Annotated in this window: 13 protein-coding genes and 1 pseudogene; 2 read left to right on the plus strand and 12 right to left on the minus strand. The window is 64.2% G+C overall.

Annotated elements, in window-relative coordinates:
- Positions 1 to 80: 80 nt before the first annotated feature.
- From C9I57_RS00345 to C9I57_RS00365, 5 genes are all read right to left on the minus strand, one after another.
- The gene (locus C9I57_RS00345; protein ID WP_107148679.1) at positions 81 to 500 is read right to left on the minus strand and encodes a type II toxin-antitoxin system VapC family toxin; all 420 of its coding nucleotides are present in this window, start codon (positions 498 to 500) and stop codon (positions 81 to 83) included.
- Positions 487 to 720 carry a FitA-like ribbon-helix-helix domain-containing protein gene (locus C9I57_RS00350; RefSeq protein ID WP_026229908.1) on the minus strand — a complete coding sequence of 78 codons (234 nt, stop codon included), beginning with the start codon at positions 718 to 720 and terminating at the stop codon, positions 487 to 489. Before C9I57_RS00350 ends, C9I57_RS00345 begins: the two co-directional genes overlap by 14 nt.
- 153 nt (positions 721 to 873) lie before the next feature.
- On the minus strand, positions 874 to 3,165 hold the full coding sequence (locus C9I57_RS00355; RefSeq protein WP_258187424.1) for a xanthine dehydrogenase family protein molybdopterin-binding subunit: 2,292 nt from the start codon (positions 3,163 to 3,165) through the stop codon (positions 874 to 876).
- Position 3,166: 1 nt separating this feature from the next.
- Positions 3,167 to 3,625: a (2Fe-2S)-binding protein gene (locus C9I57_RS00360; protein WP_018441977.1), complete on the minus strand. Its 459-nt coding sequence runs from the start codon at positions 3,623 to 3,625 to the stop codon at positions 3,167 to 3,169.
- Positions 3,626 to 3,639: 14 nt separating this feature from the next.
- A complete protein-coding gene (locus C9I57_RS00365; protein ID WP_107148680.1) occupies positions 3,640 to 4,692 on the minus strand; it encodes an NAD(P)-dependent alcohol dehydrogenase in 1,053 nt (350 codons plus the stop codon).
- 176 nt (positions 4,693 to 4,868) lie between these two features.
- Between C9I57_RS00365 and C9I57_RS00370 the strand changes: the two genes are divergently transcribed.
- On the plus strand, positions 4,869 to 5,840 hold the full coding sequence (locus C9I57_RS00370; protein WP_107148681.1) for an AraC family transcriptional regulator: 972 nt from the start codon (positions 4,869 to 4,871) through the stop codon (positions 5,838 to 5,840).
- A gap of 54 nt (positions 5,841 to 5,894) precedes the next feature.
- On the opposite strand, the pseudogene C9I57_RS00375 reads toward C9I57_RS00370, so the two are convergent.
- The 6 genes and pseudogenes from C9I57_RS00375 to C9I57_RS00400 form a co-directional block, all read right to left on the minus strand.
- Positions 5,895 to 6,883: pseudogene (locus C9I57_RS00375) on the minus strand (aldo/keto reductase).
- 109 nt (positions 6,884 to 6,992) lie between these two features.
- Positions 6,993 to 7,616: a sarcosine oxidase subunit gamma gene (locus C9I57_RS00380; protein ID WP_107148682.1), complete on the minus strand. Its 624-nt coding sequence runs from the start codon at positions 7,614 to 7,616 to the stop codon at positions 6,993 to 6,995.
- Entirely contained in the window at positions 7,606 to 10,629 is a 3,024-nt protein-coding gene (locus C9I57_RS00385; protein WP_107148683.1) for a sarcosine oxidase subunit alpha family protein, read from the minus strand. Before C9I57_RS00385 ends, C9I57_RS00380 begins: the two co-directional genes overlap by 11 nt.
- Positions 10,626 to 10,925 (minus strand): sarcosine oxidase subunit delta, encoded by a 300-nt coding sequence (locus C9I57_RS00390; RefSeq protein WP_181321677.1) that lies wholly within the window; start codon positions 10,923 to 10,925, stop codon positions 10,626 to 10,628. The genes C9I57_RS00385 and C9I57_RS00390 overlap by 4 nt, the downstream gene beginning before the upstream one ends.
- Before the next feature lie 17 nt (positions 10,926 to 10,942).
- Positions 10,943 to 12,187, minus strand: coding sequence for a sarcosine oxidase subunit beta family protein (locus C9I57_RS00395; RefSeq protein WP_107148684.1), 1,245 nt, complete (start codon positions 12,185 to 12,187; stop codon positions 10,943 to 10,945).
- An 87-nt stretch (positions 12,188 to 12,274) separates the two neighbouring features.
- The gene (locus tag C9I57_RS00400) at positions 12,275 to 13,660 is read right to left on the minus strand and encodes an L-serine ammonia-lyase (RefSeq protein WP_107148685.1); all 1,386 of its coding nucleotides are present in this window, start codon (positions 13,658 to 13,660) and stop codon (positions 12,275 to 12,277) included.
- A 320-nt stretch (positions 13,661 to 13,980) separates the two neighbouring features.
- On the opposite strand from C9I57_RS00400, the gene C9I57_RS00405 reads away from it, so the two are divergent.
- Entirely contained in the window at positions 13,981 to 15,069 is a 1,089-nt protein-coding gene (locus tag C9I57_RS00405; protein ID WP_107149208.1) for a GlxA family transcriptional regulator, read from the plus strand.
- Between the two features lie 42 nt (positions 15,070 to 15,111).
- Here the strand turns inward: C9I57_RS00405 and C9I57_RS00410 are convergent, their stop codons facing one another.
- Entirely contained in the window at positions 15,112 to 16,128 is a 1,017-nt protein-coding gene (locus C9I57_RS00410) for a GlxA family transcriptional regulator (protein WP_258187425.1), read from the minus strand.
- Positions 16,129 to 16,144: the final 16 nt, after the last annotated feature.

Genomic DNA, 16,144 nt, shown 5'->3' on the forward strand with positions numbered 1-16,144 from the left:
TGGCCTGCGTACAACTGCGTGAACGGCCGTGCAAACGGTGCATTCATGTCCGAGATGCTCGCGCCCGCTCCGAATCGGTTCTACGCTGCGAACGGATTCAGGACTCGGGCACCCGTGCCAGCGAAATCATCGACGTTCCGCGTCACCACGGTCAAGTCGTGAATCAAGGAAGTTGCGGCGATCAACTTGTCCAGCGCGTGCTGCGGGTGAGGGACACGCAAGCGACCCCACAGCTGCCCGATTTCCTCGTCCACAGTCAGAATGTTCTGGTCAAACTCACGAAGCACGCCATCGAGCCAATTTTCGAGCCGCGTTGCCTGCGCCTTGTCGCCGCGGTGCCGAATGATCTCCACTCCTCTGCGCAGTTCACCAATCGTCACCACAGAGAGATAGAGATCGACGTCATCCTTTGCCGCCTCGCGGAAGAAGGCCATTACGCCCTTGTCCGCTCGCTCTCGCTTCCGAACTTCGCTGATGACGTTGGTGTCAACCAAATACATTCGCCGCGTCTCCATCATCCACACGTGCAAAATCGGCATCGGCGCCGACATTCGGGATGCTCATCAACACCTCGGCGAACGTCTTGCGCCGCGGCGCACGCAATGCCTTTGCCAGAATTTCGCGATGTTCCGCTTCCGCGCTGCGACCGTGTGCTGCTGCGCGCTCGCGCAAGCTTTGGACAAGTCCGTCGTCCACGTTTCTCACTAGAAGATTTGCCATCATCTACTCCACGCTCCAGATGCTATCAATGATAGCACACGGTGCGTAGAATGCAAGCATTGATAGCAAACCAGGACGGCACGCCATCAAGCGCTGGCGCGCGCCGGAAAGTCGCGTCACAGAGTCCAGCCATGCACTTCCCTCGATCCGCGCTCACGCAGTCTTCAATTGCGTGCCGACCGGGAGCTTACGTACACGCTTGCCGGTCGCGGCAAAAATCGCATTCGTAATTGCCGGGAACAACACGGCGGTGCCCGTTTCGCCGATACCGCCAGGCGGCTCCGTGCTTTGCACGAGATGCACTTCGATCTTCGGCGTCTCGTTGATGCGCAGCATCCGGTAGTCCGTGAAATTGTTCTGCTGGACGCGGCCATCCTTGATCGTGATCTCACCCCAGAGCACGCCCGTGATGCCGAATACCACGCCGCCCTCCATTTGCGCTTCGATCGTTTTCGGGTTCACGGCCATCCCGCAATCGACGGCGCAAACGACGCGATTGACCGTGACCTCACCGTCCTTGTTGACGGTGACCTCCGCCACCGTGCTCAAGTAACTGCCGAAAGCATGCATCACCGATACGCCGCGGCCCTGCCCCGGCGGCAGTGGGTTCCCCCATCCCGCCGCACGCGTGGCAACGTCGAGCACATTTGCCGCGCGCGGGGAGTGTGTGAGCAACGCGCGCCGATATTCGACCGGATCGACCTTCGCGTGCGCCGCCAACTCGTCGACAAAACTTTCGACGACGAACGTCCCGCGCGTCGCGCCAACACCGCGCCAGAATGCCGTCGGCACGGTGCCTGGCTCCTGCCGCACATAGTCGACGAGTTGGTTCGGCAGGTCATACGGCAAGTCAGCGGCCACTTCGACCGCGTCCGGATCGACGCCGTTCTTGATCACGGCGGGCGCGAAGCGCGAGAGGATCGACGAGCCGACGATGCGATGCTGCCATGCAATCGGCTTGCCGTTCGCGTCGAGCCCGGCCGAAATCTTGTCGTAGTAGCATGGCCGATACATGTCGTGCTGAATGTCTTCCTCGCGCGTCCAGATGACTTTCACCGGCGCGTCGACCTGCTTCCCGATCTTGAGCGCTTGAACGATCGCATCGACTTCGAGCCGGCGGCCGAATCCGCCGCCGAGGAAGTGATTGTGGATCGCGATCTTCTCCGGCGGCAGTCCTGTGACCTTGGCCGCCGCGGCACGCGCGATCGTCGGCACCTGCGTGCCGACCCAGACGTCGCAGCCGTCGGGCCGCACATGGACCGTGCAATTGATCGGCTCCATCGTCGCATGGGCGAGAAGGGGCTGCTCATAGACGGCATCGACGCGCGTCGCCGCCGAAGCGAACGCCTTGCCGGCATCGCCTTCCTTGCGGGCCACCGCGCCATCGCGCTTCGCCGCTTCGGCAAGATCGCTCGCGATCTGCTGCGTCGAGAGCTTGGCGGCCGGCCCGTCGTTCCACTTGATGTCGAGCGCCGCCGCGCCTTGTTTGCCGGCCCACGTATGCACGCCGACGACAGCGACAGCGTTGTCGATCTTCACGACGTATTGCACGCCCGGTACCTTCCTCGCGCGCGTATCGTCGACGCTTTCGAGCGTACCGCCGAACACGGGACTGTTGACGATCACGGCGTATCGCATGCCCGGCAAGCGCGTGTCGAAACCGAAACGCGCGACACCGTCCACCTTCTCGGCCGAATCGAGCCGGTCGGTCGGCTTCCCGACGAGCGTGAACGCCTCCGGCTTCTTGAGCGGCACGTCGTGCGGCGGCGGCAGCTTCGCGGCCGCATCCACGAGCTTGCCGTAGCCGATGCGGCGGCCCGTCGCCGTATGCACGACCTCGCCGGCCTGCGCGTGGCACGACGCGGGATCGACGCGCCAACGTTCGGCCGCGGCCGCGACCAGCAGAACGCGCGCTGTCGCCCCAGCCTGCCTCATCGGTTGCCATGCATAGCGTATCGACGTCGAGCCGCCCGTAATCTGCCCGCCGCCGAGCAGCGGGTCGCCATAGAGCTTGTCGTCGGGCGGCGCATGGTCGAGCGTCACGCTCGAAAGCGGGACCTCGAGCTCTTCGGCGAGCAGCATAGGTATGGAGGTATAGACGCCCTGCCCCATATCGGCCTTCGGCATGACGAGCGTCACCATCCCGTTGCGATCGATGCGAATGAACGCATTGGGCGCGAAGACGCCGCCTTTCGGCTCGTCGGACGCGTCGCCGCCGATCACCGACTTCCGCGCCCAGGCCGCGTTCGCTTCGGCCGCGACCGCGGGAAGACTGAAACCCAACAGCATTCCGCCGCCCGCGGCTGCGCTTATCGTCATGCCGAACTTCAGAAACGAACGGCGCGAAACGCCCGTCTCTCTATGCAGTGGGGGCGCCTCGCCTTCCTGACCTGCCTCCGGACTAGCGAGGTTCGAATTGAACGCTTCGAGCAATCCTCGAGACATGTCAGACCTCCTCCTGCGCCGCATGCTTGATGGCGGCTCGAATCCGGGGGTACGTGCCGCAGCGGCAGATGTTGCCTGACATGGCCGTGTCGATATCCGCATCGCTCGGCTTCGGATTTTGCGCGAGCAGCGATGCAGCCGACATCACTTGCCCCGACTGGCAATAACCGCATTGGACGACATCGAGTTCACGCCAGGCCGCCTGGATCTTCCGGCCCGCGGGCGTCGCGCCGACGGCTTCGATCGTCGTGACCTTCTTGCCCGCGACGGCCGATACGGGCAGCACGCACGAGCGCACCGCGGTGCCGTCGAGATGAACGGTGCACGCGCCGCACTGGGCGATACCGCAGCCGAACTTCGTGCCCGTGAGCCCGACGACGTCTCGGAGCACCCACAGCAGCGGCATGTCGTCCGGCACCTCGAGCTTGTGAACCTGGCCGTTGATGTTCAATGTCGCCATGCGTTTTTCCTGCCTTATTGTCGTAACGAATCGAGGTCGATCACGAAGCGATACTTGACGTCGCTCTTCAACATGCGGCCGTACGCCTCATTGATCTTCTGCATAGGAATCGTTTCGATGTCCGAAGTGATTCCGTGCTTACCGCAAAAATCGAGCATTTCCTGCGTCTCGGCGATGCCGCCGATCAACGAGCCCGCGATCCGCCGGCGCTTCATGATGAGGCCGAACACCTGCGGCGACGGATGATCGTGCTCCGGCGCGCCGACGAGCGTCATGGTGCCGTCACGTTTGAGCAGCTCGATGAACGGATTCAGATCGTGCTGCGCGGCGACGGTATTCAGCAGGAAATCGAAGCTGTTCAGATGCGCGCGCATTTGCTCGGGATCCTTCGAGATCACCACTTCATGCGCGCCGAGACGCTTCGCATCCTCGATCTTCGACGGCGACGTCGTGAACAGTACCACGTGCGCACCCATCGCGCTGGCGAGCTTCACGCCCATATGACCGAGCCCGCCGAGGCCGATCACGCCTACCTTCTTGCCGGGCCCGGCGCCCCATGTGCGCAGCGGTGAGTACGTGGTGATGCCCGCGCACAGGAGTGGTGCGGCAGCGGCCGGGTCGAGATTGTCGGGGATGCGCAGCACGAACGCCTCATCGACGACGATCTTCGTGGAATAGCCGCCGTACGTGATTTCGCCCGTGACGCGGTCGGCCCCGTTGTAAGTGCCCACCCAACCGTTCTCGCAATACTGCTCCAATCCTTCGGCACAGCTCGCGCAGGTGCGACACGAGTCGACGAGACAGCCTACACCGACGAGGTCGCCGACCTTGTAGCGCGTGACGCCGGGGCCGACCTCCTTCACGCGGCCGACGATCTCATGGCCTGGCACGACCGGATAAATGGAATTGCTCCATTCGTTGCGCGCCTGATGGAGATCGGAGTGGCAAACGCCGCAATACATCACGTCGATCTGCACGTCGTATTCGCGCAGCGCGCGGCGCTCGAATTCGAACGGAGCGAGCGGCGAGCGGGCGTCGCTGGCGGCGTATCCATGGGTCTTGTACATGATCAGTCCTCGGAATGAAGGGTTCAGCAAAAGAACTCCCATGCTAGGCAAGCCGACCCCGCCTCGGGAATACCCGAACCTATCGAAGGCTTGCCTGTTTCTCTGCCCTTTCTGCATGGCCATGCGTTTGGTGCTAGATTTCGAGCCTGATCCTCTTGTAAGGCAGGCTGCCGGACATGAACCATTCCTCTTCTGACACGGCTCTCGTCGATATGGCTCAACCCCGCGTGATCGAACTGCTCGGCAAGCTGGCGCCGGCCGAGGGCTTCACGCAATCGGATCTCGACGGCGTGAGGTTCATGCGCGTGAACCATCCCCTTGCGCGCAACCCCGTGATGTACGACCCGTGCATCGTCATCATCTGCCAGGGCCGCAAACGCGGATTCGTTGGCGAACAGACGTTCGTATACGATGCGCGGCATTACCTCGTCATGGCGGTGCCGCTGCCATTCGAATGCGAAACGGAGGCAAGCGAAGCGGAGCCGCTGCTCGGAATCTCGATCAAGATCGATTTGACCGTCGTCGCGGAATTGCTGATCGCGCTCAACGATATGCGCGGTCCGCTGCACGGCGAGCCGCGCGCCTTCTACGCTACGCCGATCGACCCGCCGCTCGGCGATGCCGTCCTCCGATTGCTCGAAGCGCTCGCTTCACCGTCGGATGGGCGCATTCTCGGCCCCTCGATCCTGCGCGAGATTTGTTATCGCGTGCTGACGGGCCCGCAAGGCGACGTGATTCGGATCGCGCTTACGCAGCAGAATCATTTTGGGCGCATCGCGAAAGCGTTGCGGCGCATTCATTCGGATTACCGCAACGATCTCGACGTCGAGACCCTGGCGCGCGAAGCCGGCATGAGCCTTGCCGTGTTTCATGCGCAGTTCAAGGCCGTGACGGCGACCTCGCCGATGCAGTATCTGAAGACGACCCGGCTCCACCACGCGCGCCTTCTGATGGCGCAAGATGGTCTCAATGTCAGTACCGCGGCGGCGCACGTGGGATATGAAAGCGCCTCGCAGTTCAGCCGCGAGTTCAAGCGCTTCTTCGGCTTGAGCCCGATCGATGAGGCGCGGCGCATGCGGTCGGTGGCGGCTGAAACGCCGCGGCCCGATTCAACCGAACGCAGACAGCAGTACGTCACCGCCGAGTGAGTGAGCGTGCGCGGCACCCGCGCCGCGCCGCTCGCCCATCGGCACGCGATGCGTTCAACGCAATGCGTCCCCAAAGCGATATTCGTGCGAAAGCTCGTCGAGCTTCTCCTTGAACGCCGGATCGAGTTTATGATCGGCCGCCGCGAGCGAATCGCCCAATTGTTCGGGCCGGCTCGCTCCGATGATGGCTGATGTGATCGCGGGGTTCGACAAACCCACGACACGGCGGCTGTTACCGGAGAGACGCTCGCCTCGCGCGCCGCCTGCTGAAAAGCCTCGACCGTCGCGAACTCGCGCTCGTGCCAATAACGCTCTTGATAGAGCTTTCCGGCGGTGCCGAGCGTAAACCGGCCTTCGGGCGGTGCGCCCTCGCGCTTGTGCTTGCCCGTCAGCAGGCCGCCCGCAAGCGGGTTGTAAGGAATGACGCCGAGCCCTTCCTCCTGGGCGAGCGGCAGCAATTCGCGCTCGATCTGCCGAAAGAGCAGGTTGTAGCGCGGCTGCACCGAAACGAAGCGCGCGAGCCGCAGCGTGTCGGCGCGTCCGAGCGCCAATGCGAGCCGGTACGCCAGAAAGTTCGATACGCCGATATAGCGGGCGCGGCCCGAGCGCACGATCGTATCGAGCGCTTCGAGCGTCTCGTCGAGCGGCGTGTCGCGATCGTCGGAATGGAGTTGGTAGAGATCGACGTAATCGGTGCCGAGCCGCTGCAACGACGCGTCGATCGCATCGAGCAGATGCTTGCGCGACGCGCCTTTGTCCCAAGGGGATGGCCCCATTGCGCCGACCGCTTTCGTGGCCAGGATGAAGCGATGACGCTTTCCTTTCAGCCAGCGCCCGACGACCTGTTCGGTCGCGCCGACGCGCGACTCGCCGCCGCCGAGCGGATAGACATCGGCCGTGTCGAAGAATGTCACGCCCGCGTCGGCGGCCGTCTGCATGATTCGGCCGGCCATCTCCTCTTCGACTTGAAAGCCGAAGGTCATCGTGCCGAGACACAGGCGCGAAACAGTCAGGCCAGTGCGGCCGAGCTTGCAATATTCCATGACGACTCCTCCGAGATGCAGCCCTCGTCGGGCTGAATCTCAAAGGATAATCGTCATCTCGCGCGCGTGCTTCGGAGTCCGCAACGATGGACGGGTCGCGCCGTCTTGATTAAAGCAGCGGCTGCGCGGCGTCGAGCACGATGCGGCAGAAGTAATCGGCGAAGCTGCGGCGCACGACGATCTCGAACGTGTCATCCGCCGTCGGCACGAGCACGATCGACGCCTTGAAATAGTGGCTCTGCGCGCACTGGCCGCGCGCGAGCACACGCGGGTGCAGATCGAGCGGGCATCCGCGCGAGATGATGTCGCGCACGCGCTCACCGCTCGCTTCGAGGACCGTATAGCCGCTGCCGACGTCGACGGCCGTCGCGAATGTACCGACGAACGCGGCCTCGAGCCTGGCCTCGAGATCGGACGCGCGCGGCTCGCTCGAGCGCACGAGCCATTCGTCGGGGCCGAGCCAGATGACGTCGTAGTCGCTCGCCTGCGCCACCGTGTTGGGCTTCACCGGCAAGCGCGTACCGATCACCTTCTCGACGGCGCTTGCGAACGCAGCGTCGCCCGCGTCCCCGCGCACGTTCACGAGCTCGAGAAACGGCCGCTCACGCAGACGAAACGCTTTCGATTTAAGCGCCTGATGCGCGGCGAGCAGATCCTGTGCGCCCACGAGCGGCGACTCGAGCCGGGTGCGCCCTTCGAGCGCGACCGCATCGTTTCGGTTCTCATTCCACATGCTGACGCACTCCTTCGGTGTCGTAAAACACGGGGCTCGAAATCGTCGCCTCGACGGTCTTGCCGTTCAGATCGATCGACACCTTCTGCCCGATTTTGCCCAGCCCTCCCTTCACGACCGCGAGCGCGATCGAACGCTTGAGGATCGGGCTGTGGTAACTCGACGTGACGTGACCGAGCATCGGCACCGGCTCATGCGCCACCTGTCCCGCCGGCGGCGTCCTCACGCCCGCCGCCACGATCTGGCCGCCTTCGGGCAGCACGCACGAAGCGTCATCGGTCAGGAGTCCTACGAGTTGTTTGCGGTCGTCGCGGACGGTATCCGAACGCGTGAGCGAGCGCTTGCCGAGACAGTCCTTCGACTTCGCGACGAGCCCGCCCATGCCGAGATCGAACGGCGTGATCGAGCCGTCCGTATCCTGGCCGACGATGATGTACCCCTTCTCGGCGCGCAACACGTGCATCGTCTCGGTGCCGTAAGGCGTGATGCCGAACTCCTCGCCCGCGCTCATCAACGCTTCCCACACGCCACGGCCCGCGTTGGCCGGCACGTTCACTTCGTAGGCGAGCTCGCCCGAGAAGCTGATGCGCATGACACGCGCCTTCACGCCCGCGACTGTGCCGTCGCGGTAGCTCATGAACGGGAACGCCTCGTTCGCGAAGTCGATGTCCTGACAGACCTTCTTCAGCACCTTGCGGCTCTTGGGCCCGACGACGGCGAAGGTCGCCCAATGGTCGGTCACCGATGCCAGCCGCACCTTCATGTCGGGCCATTCCGTCTGTAGCCAGCGCTCGAGCCACGTCAGCACGCGCGCGGCGCCGCCCGTCGTCGTCGTCATCATGTAATGCTGCTCGCCGAGGCGCACCGTCACGCCATCGTCGAACACCATGCCGTTTTCGTCGAGCATGAGGCCATAGCGGCACTTGCCGACTTCCAGCTTCGACCACGGATTCGTATAGACCCAGTTCAGCAGCTTCGCCGCGTCCGGTCCCTGGATGTCGATCTTGCCGAGCGTCGACGCGTCGAGGATGCCGACGCCGTTACGCACAGCAAGGCATTCGCGCGCCACGGCCGCGTGCAGGTCTTCGCCGGCCTGCGGGTAATACCAGGGCCGCTTCCAGTTGCCGACGTCCTCGAACGCCGCGCCATGCTCGACGTGCCATTCGTGAATGCAGGTCTTGCGGATCGGATCGATGAAGTCGCCGATCTCGCGGCCCGCGATCGCGCCGAAGGTGACGGGGGTGTAGTTCGGGCGGAACGTCGTCGTGCCCGTCTCCGGAATCGTCTTTCCGAGTGCGCTCGCGAGGATGGCCATGCCGTTGATGTTGCCGAGCTTGCCCTGGTCGGTGCCGAAGCCCATCGCCGTATAGCGCTTCACATGCTCGACCGATTCGAAGCCCTCACGCACGGCGAGCAGAATGTCGGCCGCCGAAACGTCGTTCTGAAAATCGACGAACTGCTTCGGACCGCGCGTCGCCTGTGCGCGATTGCCGACGAGCCAAAGCGGCAATATTGGCGTCTCCTTGATCTCCGCAATCTGCGGCGCCGCGGGGCGCGCGCTCTTGAATCCGAGCGATTGCACGGCTTCGATGCCCGCGTCGATCGCGAAGCGCAGACCGCGTGCGAGGCTGAACTCGCCCGCCGCGGCGCCCACGCTGACCTGCGCCTGAACGCCGCGTCCCGGCACAAAGCACGCCTTCTCGTCGTTCCAGTGAGCCTTGCCGCCCGATTGCGCGAAAAGGTGAAGCACCGGGCTCCATCCGCCCGACACGGCAACGAGATCGCATGCGAGCGTGGCCACCTGGGCGCCGGCCGTGCCGTTGGCAAACGAAGCGACATCGACCGACGCCACGCGCCGATTCCCATGCGCGGCAACGACGACGGCACCGCTCATGACCTTCAGGCCGTGACGCCGTGCCGTCGCCGGCAGCGAGCCGTCGGTTTTCGCGCGAGGATCGACGACCGTCACCTTCGCCCCGCTGGCCGCCAGGTCGAGCGCGCTTTGATAGCCGTCGTCGTTGTTCGTGAAGACGACGGCTTCGCGCCCCGGCATCACGCCATATCGATGGATATAGGTCGACACGGCCGAGGCCAGCATGATGCCGGGCAAGTCGTTGTTGCCGAAAACGAGCGGCCTCTCATGGGCGCCCGTGGCCAGAATCACGCGCTTGGCCCGGATCTTCCAGACCAACTCCCGCGTGCCCTTGCGCATCGATACGGGCAGATGGTCGGTCAGGCGCTGCACGACCGTGACGAGGTTGTGGTCCTGGTAGCCGAACGCCGTGGCGCGCGAAAGCACCTTCACGTCGGGCATCTGCGCGAGCGCGGCCTCGATTTTCTCGACCCATTGCGTCGCCGGCTTGCCGTCGATCTGCGCGCGGCACGACAGCAGGCTTGCGCCGAGCTCGCGCTGGTCGTCGACGAGAATGACGCGCGCGCCGGAAAGACCCGCCGCGTGCGCCGCCGCGAGGCCCGTCGGCCCGCCGCCCACCACGAGCACGTCGCAATGCGCGAAGCACTTATCGTAGCGATCGGCGTCGAGCGTGTCAGGCGCTTTGCCGAGACCTGCCGCGGCGCGGATCTTTTCCTCGTACTTCGGCCACCATTTGCGCGGCCACATGAATGTCTTGTAGTAGAAGCCCGCGGGAATGAATCGCGCGAACTTCTGATTGACCGCCATGCGGTCGTTCTCGAGCGAGGGCTCCGCATTGACCGTCGTGGCCACGAGCCCCTGATAGAGCTCGACCTCCGTCGCGCGTGCGTTCGGTACCGTGTAGGCACCGCGCTCGAGCTGCACGATCGCATTCGGCTCTTCGACCCCGGCCGTCACGATGCCGCGCGGCCGGTGATACTTCCAGCTCCGCGCGACGAAGTGAACGCCGTTCGCGAGCAGCGCGGACGCGAGCGTATCGCCCTGATAACCCTGGTAAGTGCGGCCGTTGAACGTGAACGTCAGCGGGATGGCGCGATTGATTCGGCCGCCGGCGCCGAGGCGGTCTTTCTGACTGCTCATGATTGCTTGCCCTCTTTTGCGGCGTGCCCGGCGCTCGCGCCGCCGAACGTCTCATATCCCTGGAACGCGTAGGTGACCGTATCGCGCGTGACCATGAACCAGCGGCGACATCCTTGCGCGTGCATCCATTGCTCACGGTGCACGCCGCGCGGATTCTTGCGCATGAACAGGTAATCGCCCCACTCGCGATCGGAGAGCTTGTCGGGCTCGGCCGGACGCACGATATCGGCTTCACCGCCGCATGAAAACTCGGATTCGGCACGGGGACCGCACCACGGACATTCGATCAGCAACATTTCGGTCTCCTAGTGCATCAGTGAGCGACGGCGGCTGCGCCGTGCTCGTCGATAAGGTGGCCCGTGTAGAACCGGTCCAGCGCGAACGGCGCATTGAGCGGATGCGGCGCATCGTTCGCGATCGTGTGGGCGAAGGCCCAGCCCGAGCCCGGCGTCGCCTTGAAGCCGCCGGTTCCCCATCCGCAGTTGAAGTAAAGCCCCTTCACGTCCGTCTTGCTGATGATCGGGCAGGCATCGGGCGAAACATCGACGATGCCGCCCCACTGCCGGTTCATCCGCACGCGCGAGAAGACGGGGAACATCTCGACGATGGCCTCCAACGTGCCTTCGATGATGTGGAAGCTGCCGCGCTGGCCGAAGCCCGTATATTGGTCGATGCCGGCGCCGATGACGAGATCGCCCTTGTCGGATTGGCTGATGTACGCGTGCACCGCGTTCGACATCACGACCGTATTCACGACGGGCTTGATCGGCTCCGACACGAGTGCCTGCAGCGGATGACTTTCGATCGGCAGGCGAATGCCGGCCATATCGGCGAGCGTCGTCGTGTTGCCGGCCGCCACTACGGCGACCTTCTTCGCCTTGATGAAGCCCTTGACCGTATCGACGCCGACGACCGCGCCGCCTTCTCGTCGAATGCCCGTGACCTGGCAGTTCTGAATGATGTCGACGCCGCGCGCATCGGCGCCGCGCGCGAAGCCCCATGCCACCGCATCGTGACGCGCGACGCCGCCGCGCCGCTGGAACGATGCGCCGAGTACGGGGTAGCGGCTATTCAGGTTGATGGTCGGCTCGATTTCCTTGATCTGCGCGGGCGTGAGCCACTCCGCGTCGACGCCGTTGAGCCGGTTCGCGTTGATGCGCCGTTGCGTATCGCGCACGTCCTGCAGGGTATGCGCGAGGTTCATCACGCCGCGCTGGCTGAACATCACGTTGTAGTTGAGGTCCTGGGAGAGGCCTTCCCAGAGCTTCATCGCCTTTTCGTAGAGCGCGGCCGATTCGTCCCATAGGTAGTTCGAGCGAATGATCGTGGTATTGCGAGCCGTATTGCCGCCGCCGAGCCACCCTTTCTCGAGGACGGCGACGTTGCGCAGACCATGTTCCTTGGCGAGGTAGTAGGCGGTCGCGAGCCCATGCCCGCCGCCGCCGACGATCACCACGTCGTATTCGCGCTTCGGCTCCGGGCTGCGCCATTGGCGATCCCAGTTCTCGTGGTATGACAAGCCGTTGCGCACCAGGCTGAATATCGAAAAGCGGCTCATGGCGATGGTTCCGTTCGTCCTTGTGTCGATACAGCGACGTTTCGTCGTTGCGTGTGTGATTCGTTTCTCTCAGGTCCTAAGCACTGCTCAGCATTCGATGACGTTGACGGCGAGCCCGCCGCGCGACGTCTCTTTGTATTTGGTTTTCATATCGGCTCCCGTCTCGCGCATCGTCTTGATGACGGAATCGAGCGAGACATAGTGATGGCCGTCGCCCTTCAACGCCATCCGCGATGCGTTGAGCGCCTTGATCGCCCCCATCGCATTGCGCTCGATGCAGGGAATCTGCACGAGGCCGCCGACGGGATCGCAGGTCATGCCGAGGTTGTGCTCCATGCCGATTTCGGCGGCATTCTCGACTTGCTGCGGCGTGCCGCCCATGACGGCCGCGAGCGCCGCCGCGGCCATCGAACAGGCCACGCCGACTTCGCCCTGGCAGCCGACTTCGGCACCCGATATCGACGCCGTCTCCTTGTAGATGATCCCGATCGCCGCGGCCGTCAGCAGAAACTCGACGATGCCGTCCTCGTTCGCACCCGGCACGAACTTCACGTAGTAGTGCAAGACAGCCGGAATGACACCCGCCGCACCGTTGGTCGGCGCCGTGACGACGCGCCCGCCCGCGGCGTTTTCCTCGTTGACGGCCATTGCGTAGAGGTTGACCCAGTCAAGCATCGACAGCGGATCGCGCAACGATTCCTCGGTGCGCGCGCGCAGATGCTTCGCGAGCTCGGCCGCGCGGCGCTTGACACGCATGGGCCCCGGCAACTCGCCCTCGATCTGGCAGCCGCGCTCGACGCAGCGCGCCATCGTGCGCCAGATCGTCAGCAAGCCTTCGCGGACTTCGGCCGGCGTGCGCGTCGCGCACTCGTTTCTCAGCGTGACCTGCGCGATCGACAATCCGCTTTCGCGGCAGGCACGCATCAGATCGTCGCCCGTCCGGAACGGGTACGGCGACTCCGCCGCGGCGCGCACACCATTGACGCGATCGCCGTCCCGATTGACGACGAACCCGCCGCCGATCGAGTAATACTCTTTCTCGACGAGCAGTTGACCGTGCTCGTCGAAGGCCTGAAACCGCATGCCATTCGAGTGAACGACGTTCGTGCCGCCCATCAGGCGCCGGTAGAACGCGACGTCCTCCTTCTCGTCGAAGCGGATATCCACGCGGTTCAGCAGGCGAAGCGATTTGCTCCGACGGATTTCGGCGAGGCGCGGCTCGATCAGGTCCGGATCGATCGCATCGGGCAAATGGCCTTCGAGCCCGAGCAGGACGGCCTTGTCCGTGCCGTGACCTTTGCCGGTGGCGCCCAGCGATCCGTAGAGTTCCGCCTTGACGCGGCGCACATAACCGAGCAGATTCGCATCCTCGACGTGCGAGACGAAGCGGCACGCGGCGATCATCGGCCCGACCGTATGCGAGCTCGACGGCCCGATGCCGATCTTGAAGAGGTCGAAAACGCTGACGTTCATGGGGGACTGCCTCTCTTGACGTACTTGACGCACGGTCATTGAAGGGGGTGACGGCCGCTGCCGGCTCGGACGATCGAAGGGGCCTTCTTCCGTCTCGGCCGCCATCGCCATCACCGATGGACTCAAGTACACCAAAGCGTAGAATGGCCAGATAGAACAAAAACGGCATCGCCGTGGGATGCCGTCGCCAAGAGCATTGCCAATGGCCGATCGCGGCCGCTTTCGCTATGATCCGCGACGGAAAACCGCAAATCAGGGGAAACGCGATCGGCGACGCTCATCCCCACGGCACACCTACCGCCCGAATTTTTTTGCATCACATGAACGCTGTCGATCCGTCACCGACGATTTCCTCCGCTGTCCCGAAGGCGCGCATTCGCTTCGGCATCGTCTTGATGCCGAATTTCACGTTGACTGCGTTTTCGGGTTTCGTCGACATGTTGCGGCTGTCCGCCGACGACAGCGATTTCAGCAAGCCCGTTCGCTGTGCCTGGAGCGTGGTCGGCAAGACGCTCGCGCCCGTGCGCGCGAGCTGCGGGATCCAGGTGACGCCGTGGGAAACGTACGACGAAGCGGAGCCGTTCGACTACGTCGTCGTCGTGGGCGGCCTCCTGCATTCGGTGCCGCAAGCCGACGACGAAACGCTCGAATTCATCCGTCGCGCCGCGCGCGGCAACACGACGATCGTCGGCATCTGCACCGGCGTCTTTGCGCTGATGCGGGCCGGCGTGCTCGACGGTCACCGAGTCTGCGTGAGCTGGTTTCACTACTGGGATTTCATCGAGCGCTTCCCGAACGCCGATGCCGATGCGCTCGTCGCCGATCGGCTTTTCGTGATCGATCGGCGGCGGATAACTTGCTCGGGCGGGCGCGCGTCGATCGACGTCGCGGCCGCGATTCTGCTGCGGCACATGGATCACGCCACTGTGCAAAAGGCGCTGCGCATTCTGCTCGTCGGCGAGATGCAAAAGGGCAACGCGCCGCAGCCCCACCCGCCCGGCATCGCACCCGCCACGCACCCTAAGGTCAAGCGCGCGATCCTGCTCATGGAACAGTATGTCGGGCGCGCGCTGCCGCTCGACGAGCTGGCATCCAAGCTCGATCTTTCGCCGCGACAGCTCGAGCGTCTTTTCAAGGCGGAAACGGGAAAGAGTCCTCAGACGTTTGCCAAGCATATCCGGCTGCGGACGGCAGCCTGGCTATTGACGAGTTCGGATCGCACGGTGGCCGACATCGCGTCGAGTTGCGGCTTTTCCGACGCCTCTCACCTTGGACGTGAATTCCGCAAGCAGTTCGGGATGCCGCCCGTGATGTATCGCGAGCAACGTGCCGGCGTCGCGATTGGCGATGCCGAAGGGCTTACGGAGGCGGGATTGGACGACGCCGCGGCCGACGCGATCCCGCAATAGCCCTCGTCATCTCATCCGACGCGTCGCAGCGGCCATCGGGCCTCAATGCTCCTGCCGGCGCTCGCGGCTCGGCGCATGGCCGAACTGGGCGCGGTAGGCCTTGCTGAAATGGCACGCCGATTGAAAACCACAGACGCTCGTGACCTCGGCGATCGAAGCATCCGTCGTCCGCAACAGATCGCGCGCGCGACGCAGCCGCAGCGACAGGTAGTAATGCGTCGGTGAAACGTCGAGATAGAGCTTGAACATTCGCTGCAGATGGCGCTGCGAGAGCTGCACGAGGCGAGCGAGCTCCTCGAGCGACAGCGGCTCTTCGATGTTCGCCTCCATCAGCCGTACGACTTCGATCAGCTCCGCGCGCGAGAAGCCGATGCGCGCATCGACCGGAATCGGCTGGTGATCGGACGCGCTGCGAATCCGCTCGAGGATGAATTGGGCCGAGACTTGCGCGGCGAGATTCTGGCCGAGCCGCTGGCCGACCAGATGGAGCATGAGGTCGAGCGGCGCCGTGCCGCCGGTGCAGGTCAAGCGATCGCGGTCGATCACGAACAGCTCGTCGCTGAACTTCACCTTCGGAAACTCGGCGTGCAGCGCCGACATGTCCTCCCAATGAACGGTGCAGCGATAGCCGTCGAGCAATCCGGCGCTCAGCAGCGCATAGGCACCGGTACAGATCGCGCCGAGCGGAACCTCACGCGCCGCAAGATACGCGAGCAGGCTGCGCACGCGCTGATCCACCGACTGCCGGATCTGCGTGCCGCCGCATACGATCAGCACGTCGGGAACGCCCGCTTGCTCGAGCGTCTGCGTCGGCGTCACCGTCACCCCGTTGCTCGCCGAGACGGGCACGCCGTCGGGCGAGATGACGGACCAGCGGTAGTGCGTCCGCCGGCTGACATAGTTAGTCATCCTGAGCACTTCGACGGCGCTCGTGAAAGCGATCATCGAGAAGCTCGGCAGCGTCAGAAAACCGAAATGCACGGTGGCCGGCTTCGCCGCCTGGGCTTGGGCTTCGGCTTGCGCTTCGGCTTCGTCCGCGATGAAGTTCTCCGGCGTCATGCTTGCTCCGTCCGTG

The organism is Trinickia symbiotica (assembly GCF_003028655.1).
GTDB classification, from domain to species: domain Bacteria; phylum Pseudomonadota; class Gammaproteobacteria; order Burkholderiales; family Burkholderiaceae; genus Trinickia; species Trinickia symbiotica_A.

Coding starts and splice junctions, on each gene's coding strand:
- C9I57_RS00345 (WP_107148679.1), bottom strand. CDS start 500: ATGTATTTGGTTGACACCAACGTCATCAGCGAAGTTCGGAAGCGAGAG.
- C9I57_RS00400 (WP_107148685.1), bottom strand. CDS start 13,660: ATGAACGTCAGCGTTTTCGACCTCTTCAAGATCGGCATCGGGCCGTCG.
- C9I57_RS00360 (WP_018441977.1), bottom strand. CDS start 3,625: ATGGCGACATTGAACATCAACGGCCAGGTTCACAAGCTCGAGGTGCCG.
- C9I57_RS00410 (WP_258187425.1), bottom strand. CDS start 16,128: ATGACGCCGGAGAACTTCATCGCGGACGAAGCCGAAGCGCAAGCCGAA.
- C9I57_RS00355 (WP_258187424.1), bottom strand. CDS start 3,165: ATGTCTCGAGGATTGCTCGAAGCGTTCAATTCGAACCTCGCTAGTCCG.
- C9I57_RS00385 (WP_107148683.1), bottom strand. CDS start 10,629: ATGAGCAGTCAGAAAGACCGCCTCGGCGCCGGCGGCCGAATCAATCGC.
- C9I57_RS00370 (WP_107148681.1), top strand. CDS start 4,869: ATGAACCATTCCTCTTCTGACACGGCTCTCGTCGATATGGCTCAACCC.
- C9I57_RS00395 (WP_107148684.1), bottom strand. CDS start 12,187: ATGAGCCGCTTTTCGATATTCAGCCTGGTGCGCAACGGCTTGTCATAC.
- C9I57_RS00405 (WP_107149208.1), top strand. CDS start 13,981: ATGAACGCTGTCGATCCGTCACCGACGATTTCCTCCGCTGTCCCGAAG.
- C9I57_RS00380 (WP_107148682.1), bottom strand. CDS start 7,616: ATGTGGAATGAGAACCGAAACGATGCGGTCGCGCTCGAAGGGCGCACC.
- C9I57_RS00350 (WP_026229908.1), bottom strand. CDS start 720: ATGGCAAATCTTCTAGTGAGAAACGTGGACGACGGACTTGTCCAAAGC.
- C9I57_RS00365 (WP_107148680.1), bottom strand. CDS start 4,692: ATGTACAAGACCCATGGATACGCCGCCAGCGACGCCCGCTCGCCGCTC.
- C9I57_RS00390 (WP_181321677.1), bottom strand. CDS start 10,925: ATGTTGCTGATCGAATGTCCGTGGTGCGGTCCCCGTGCCGAATCCGAG.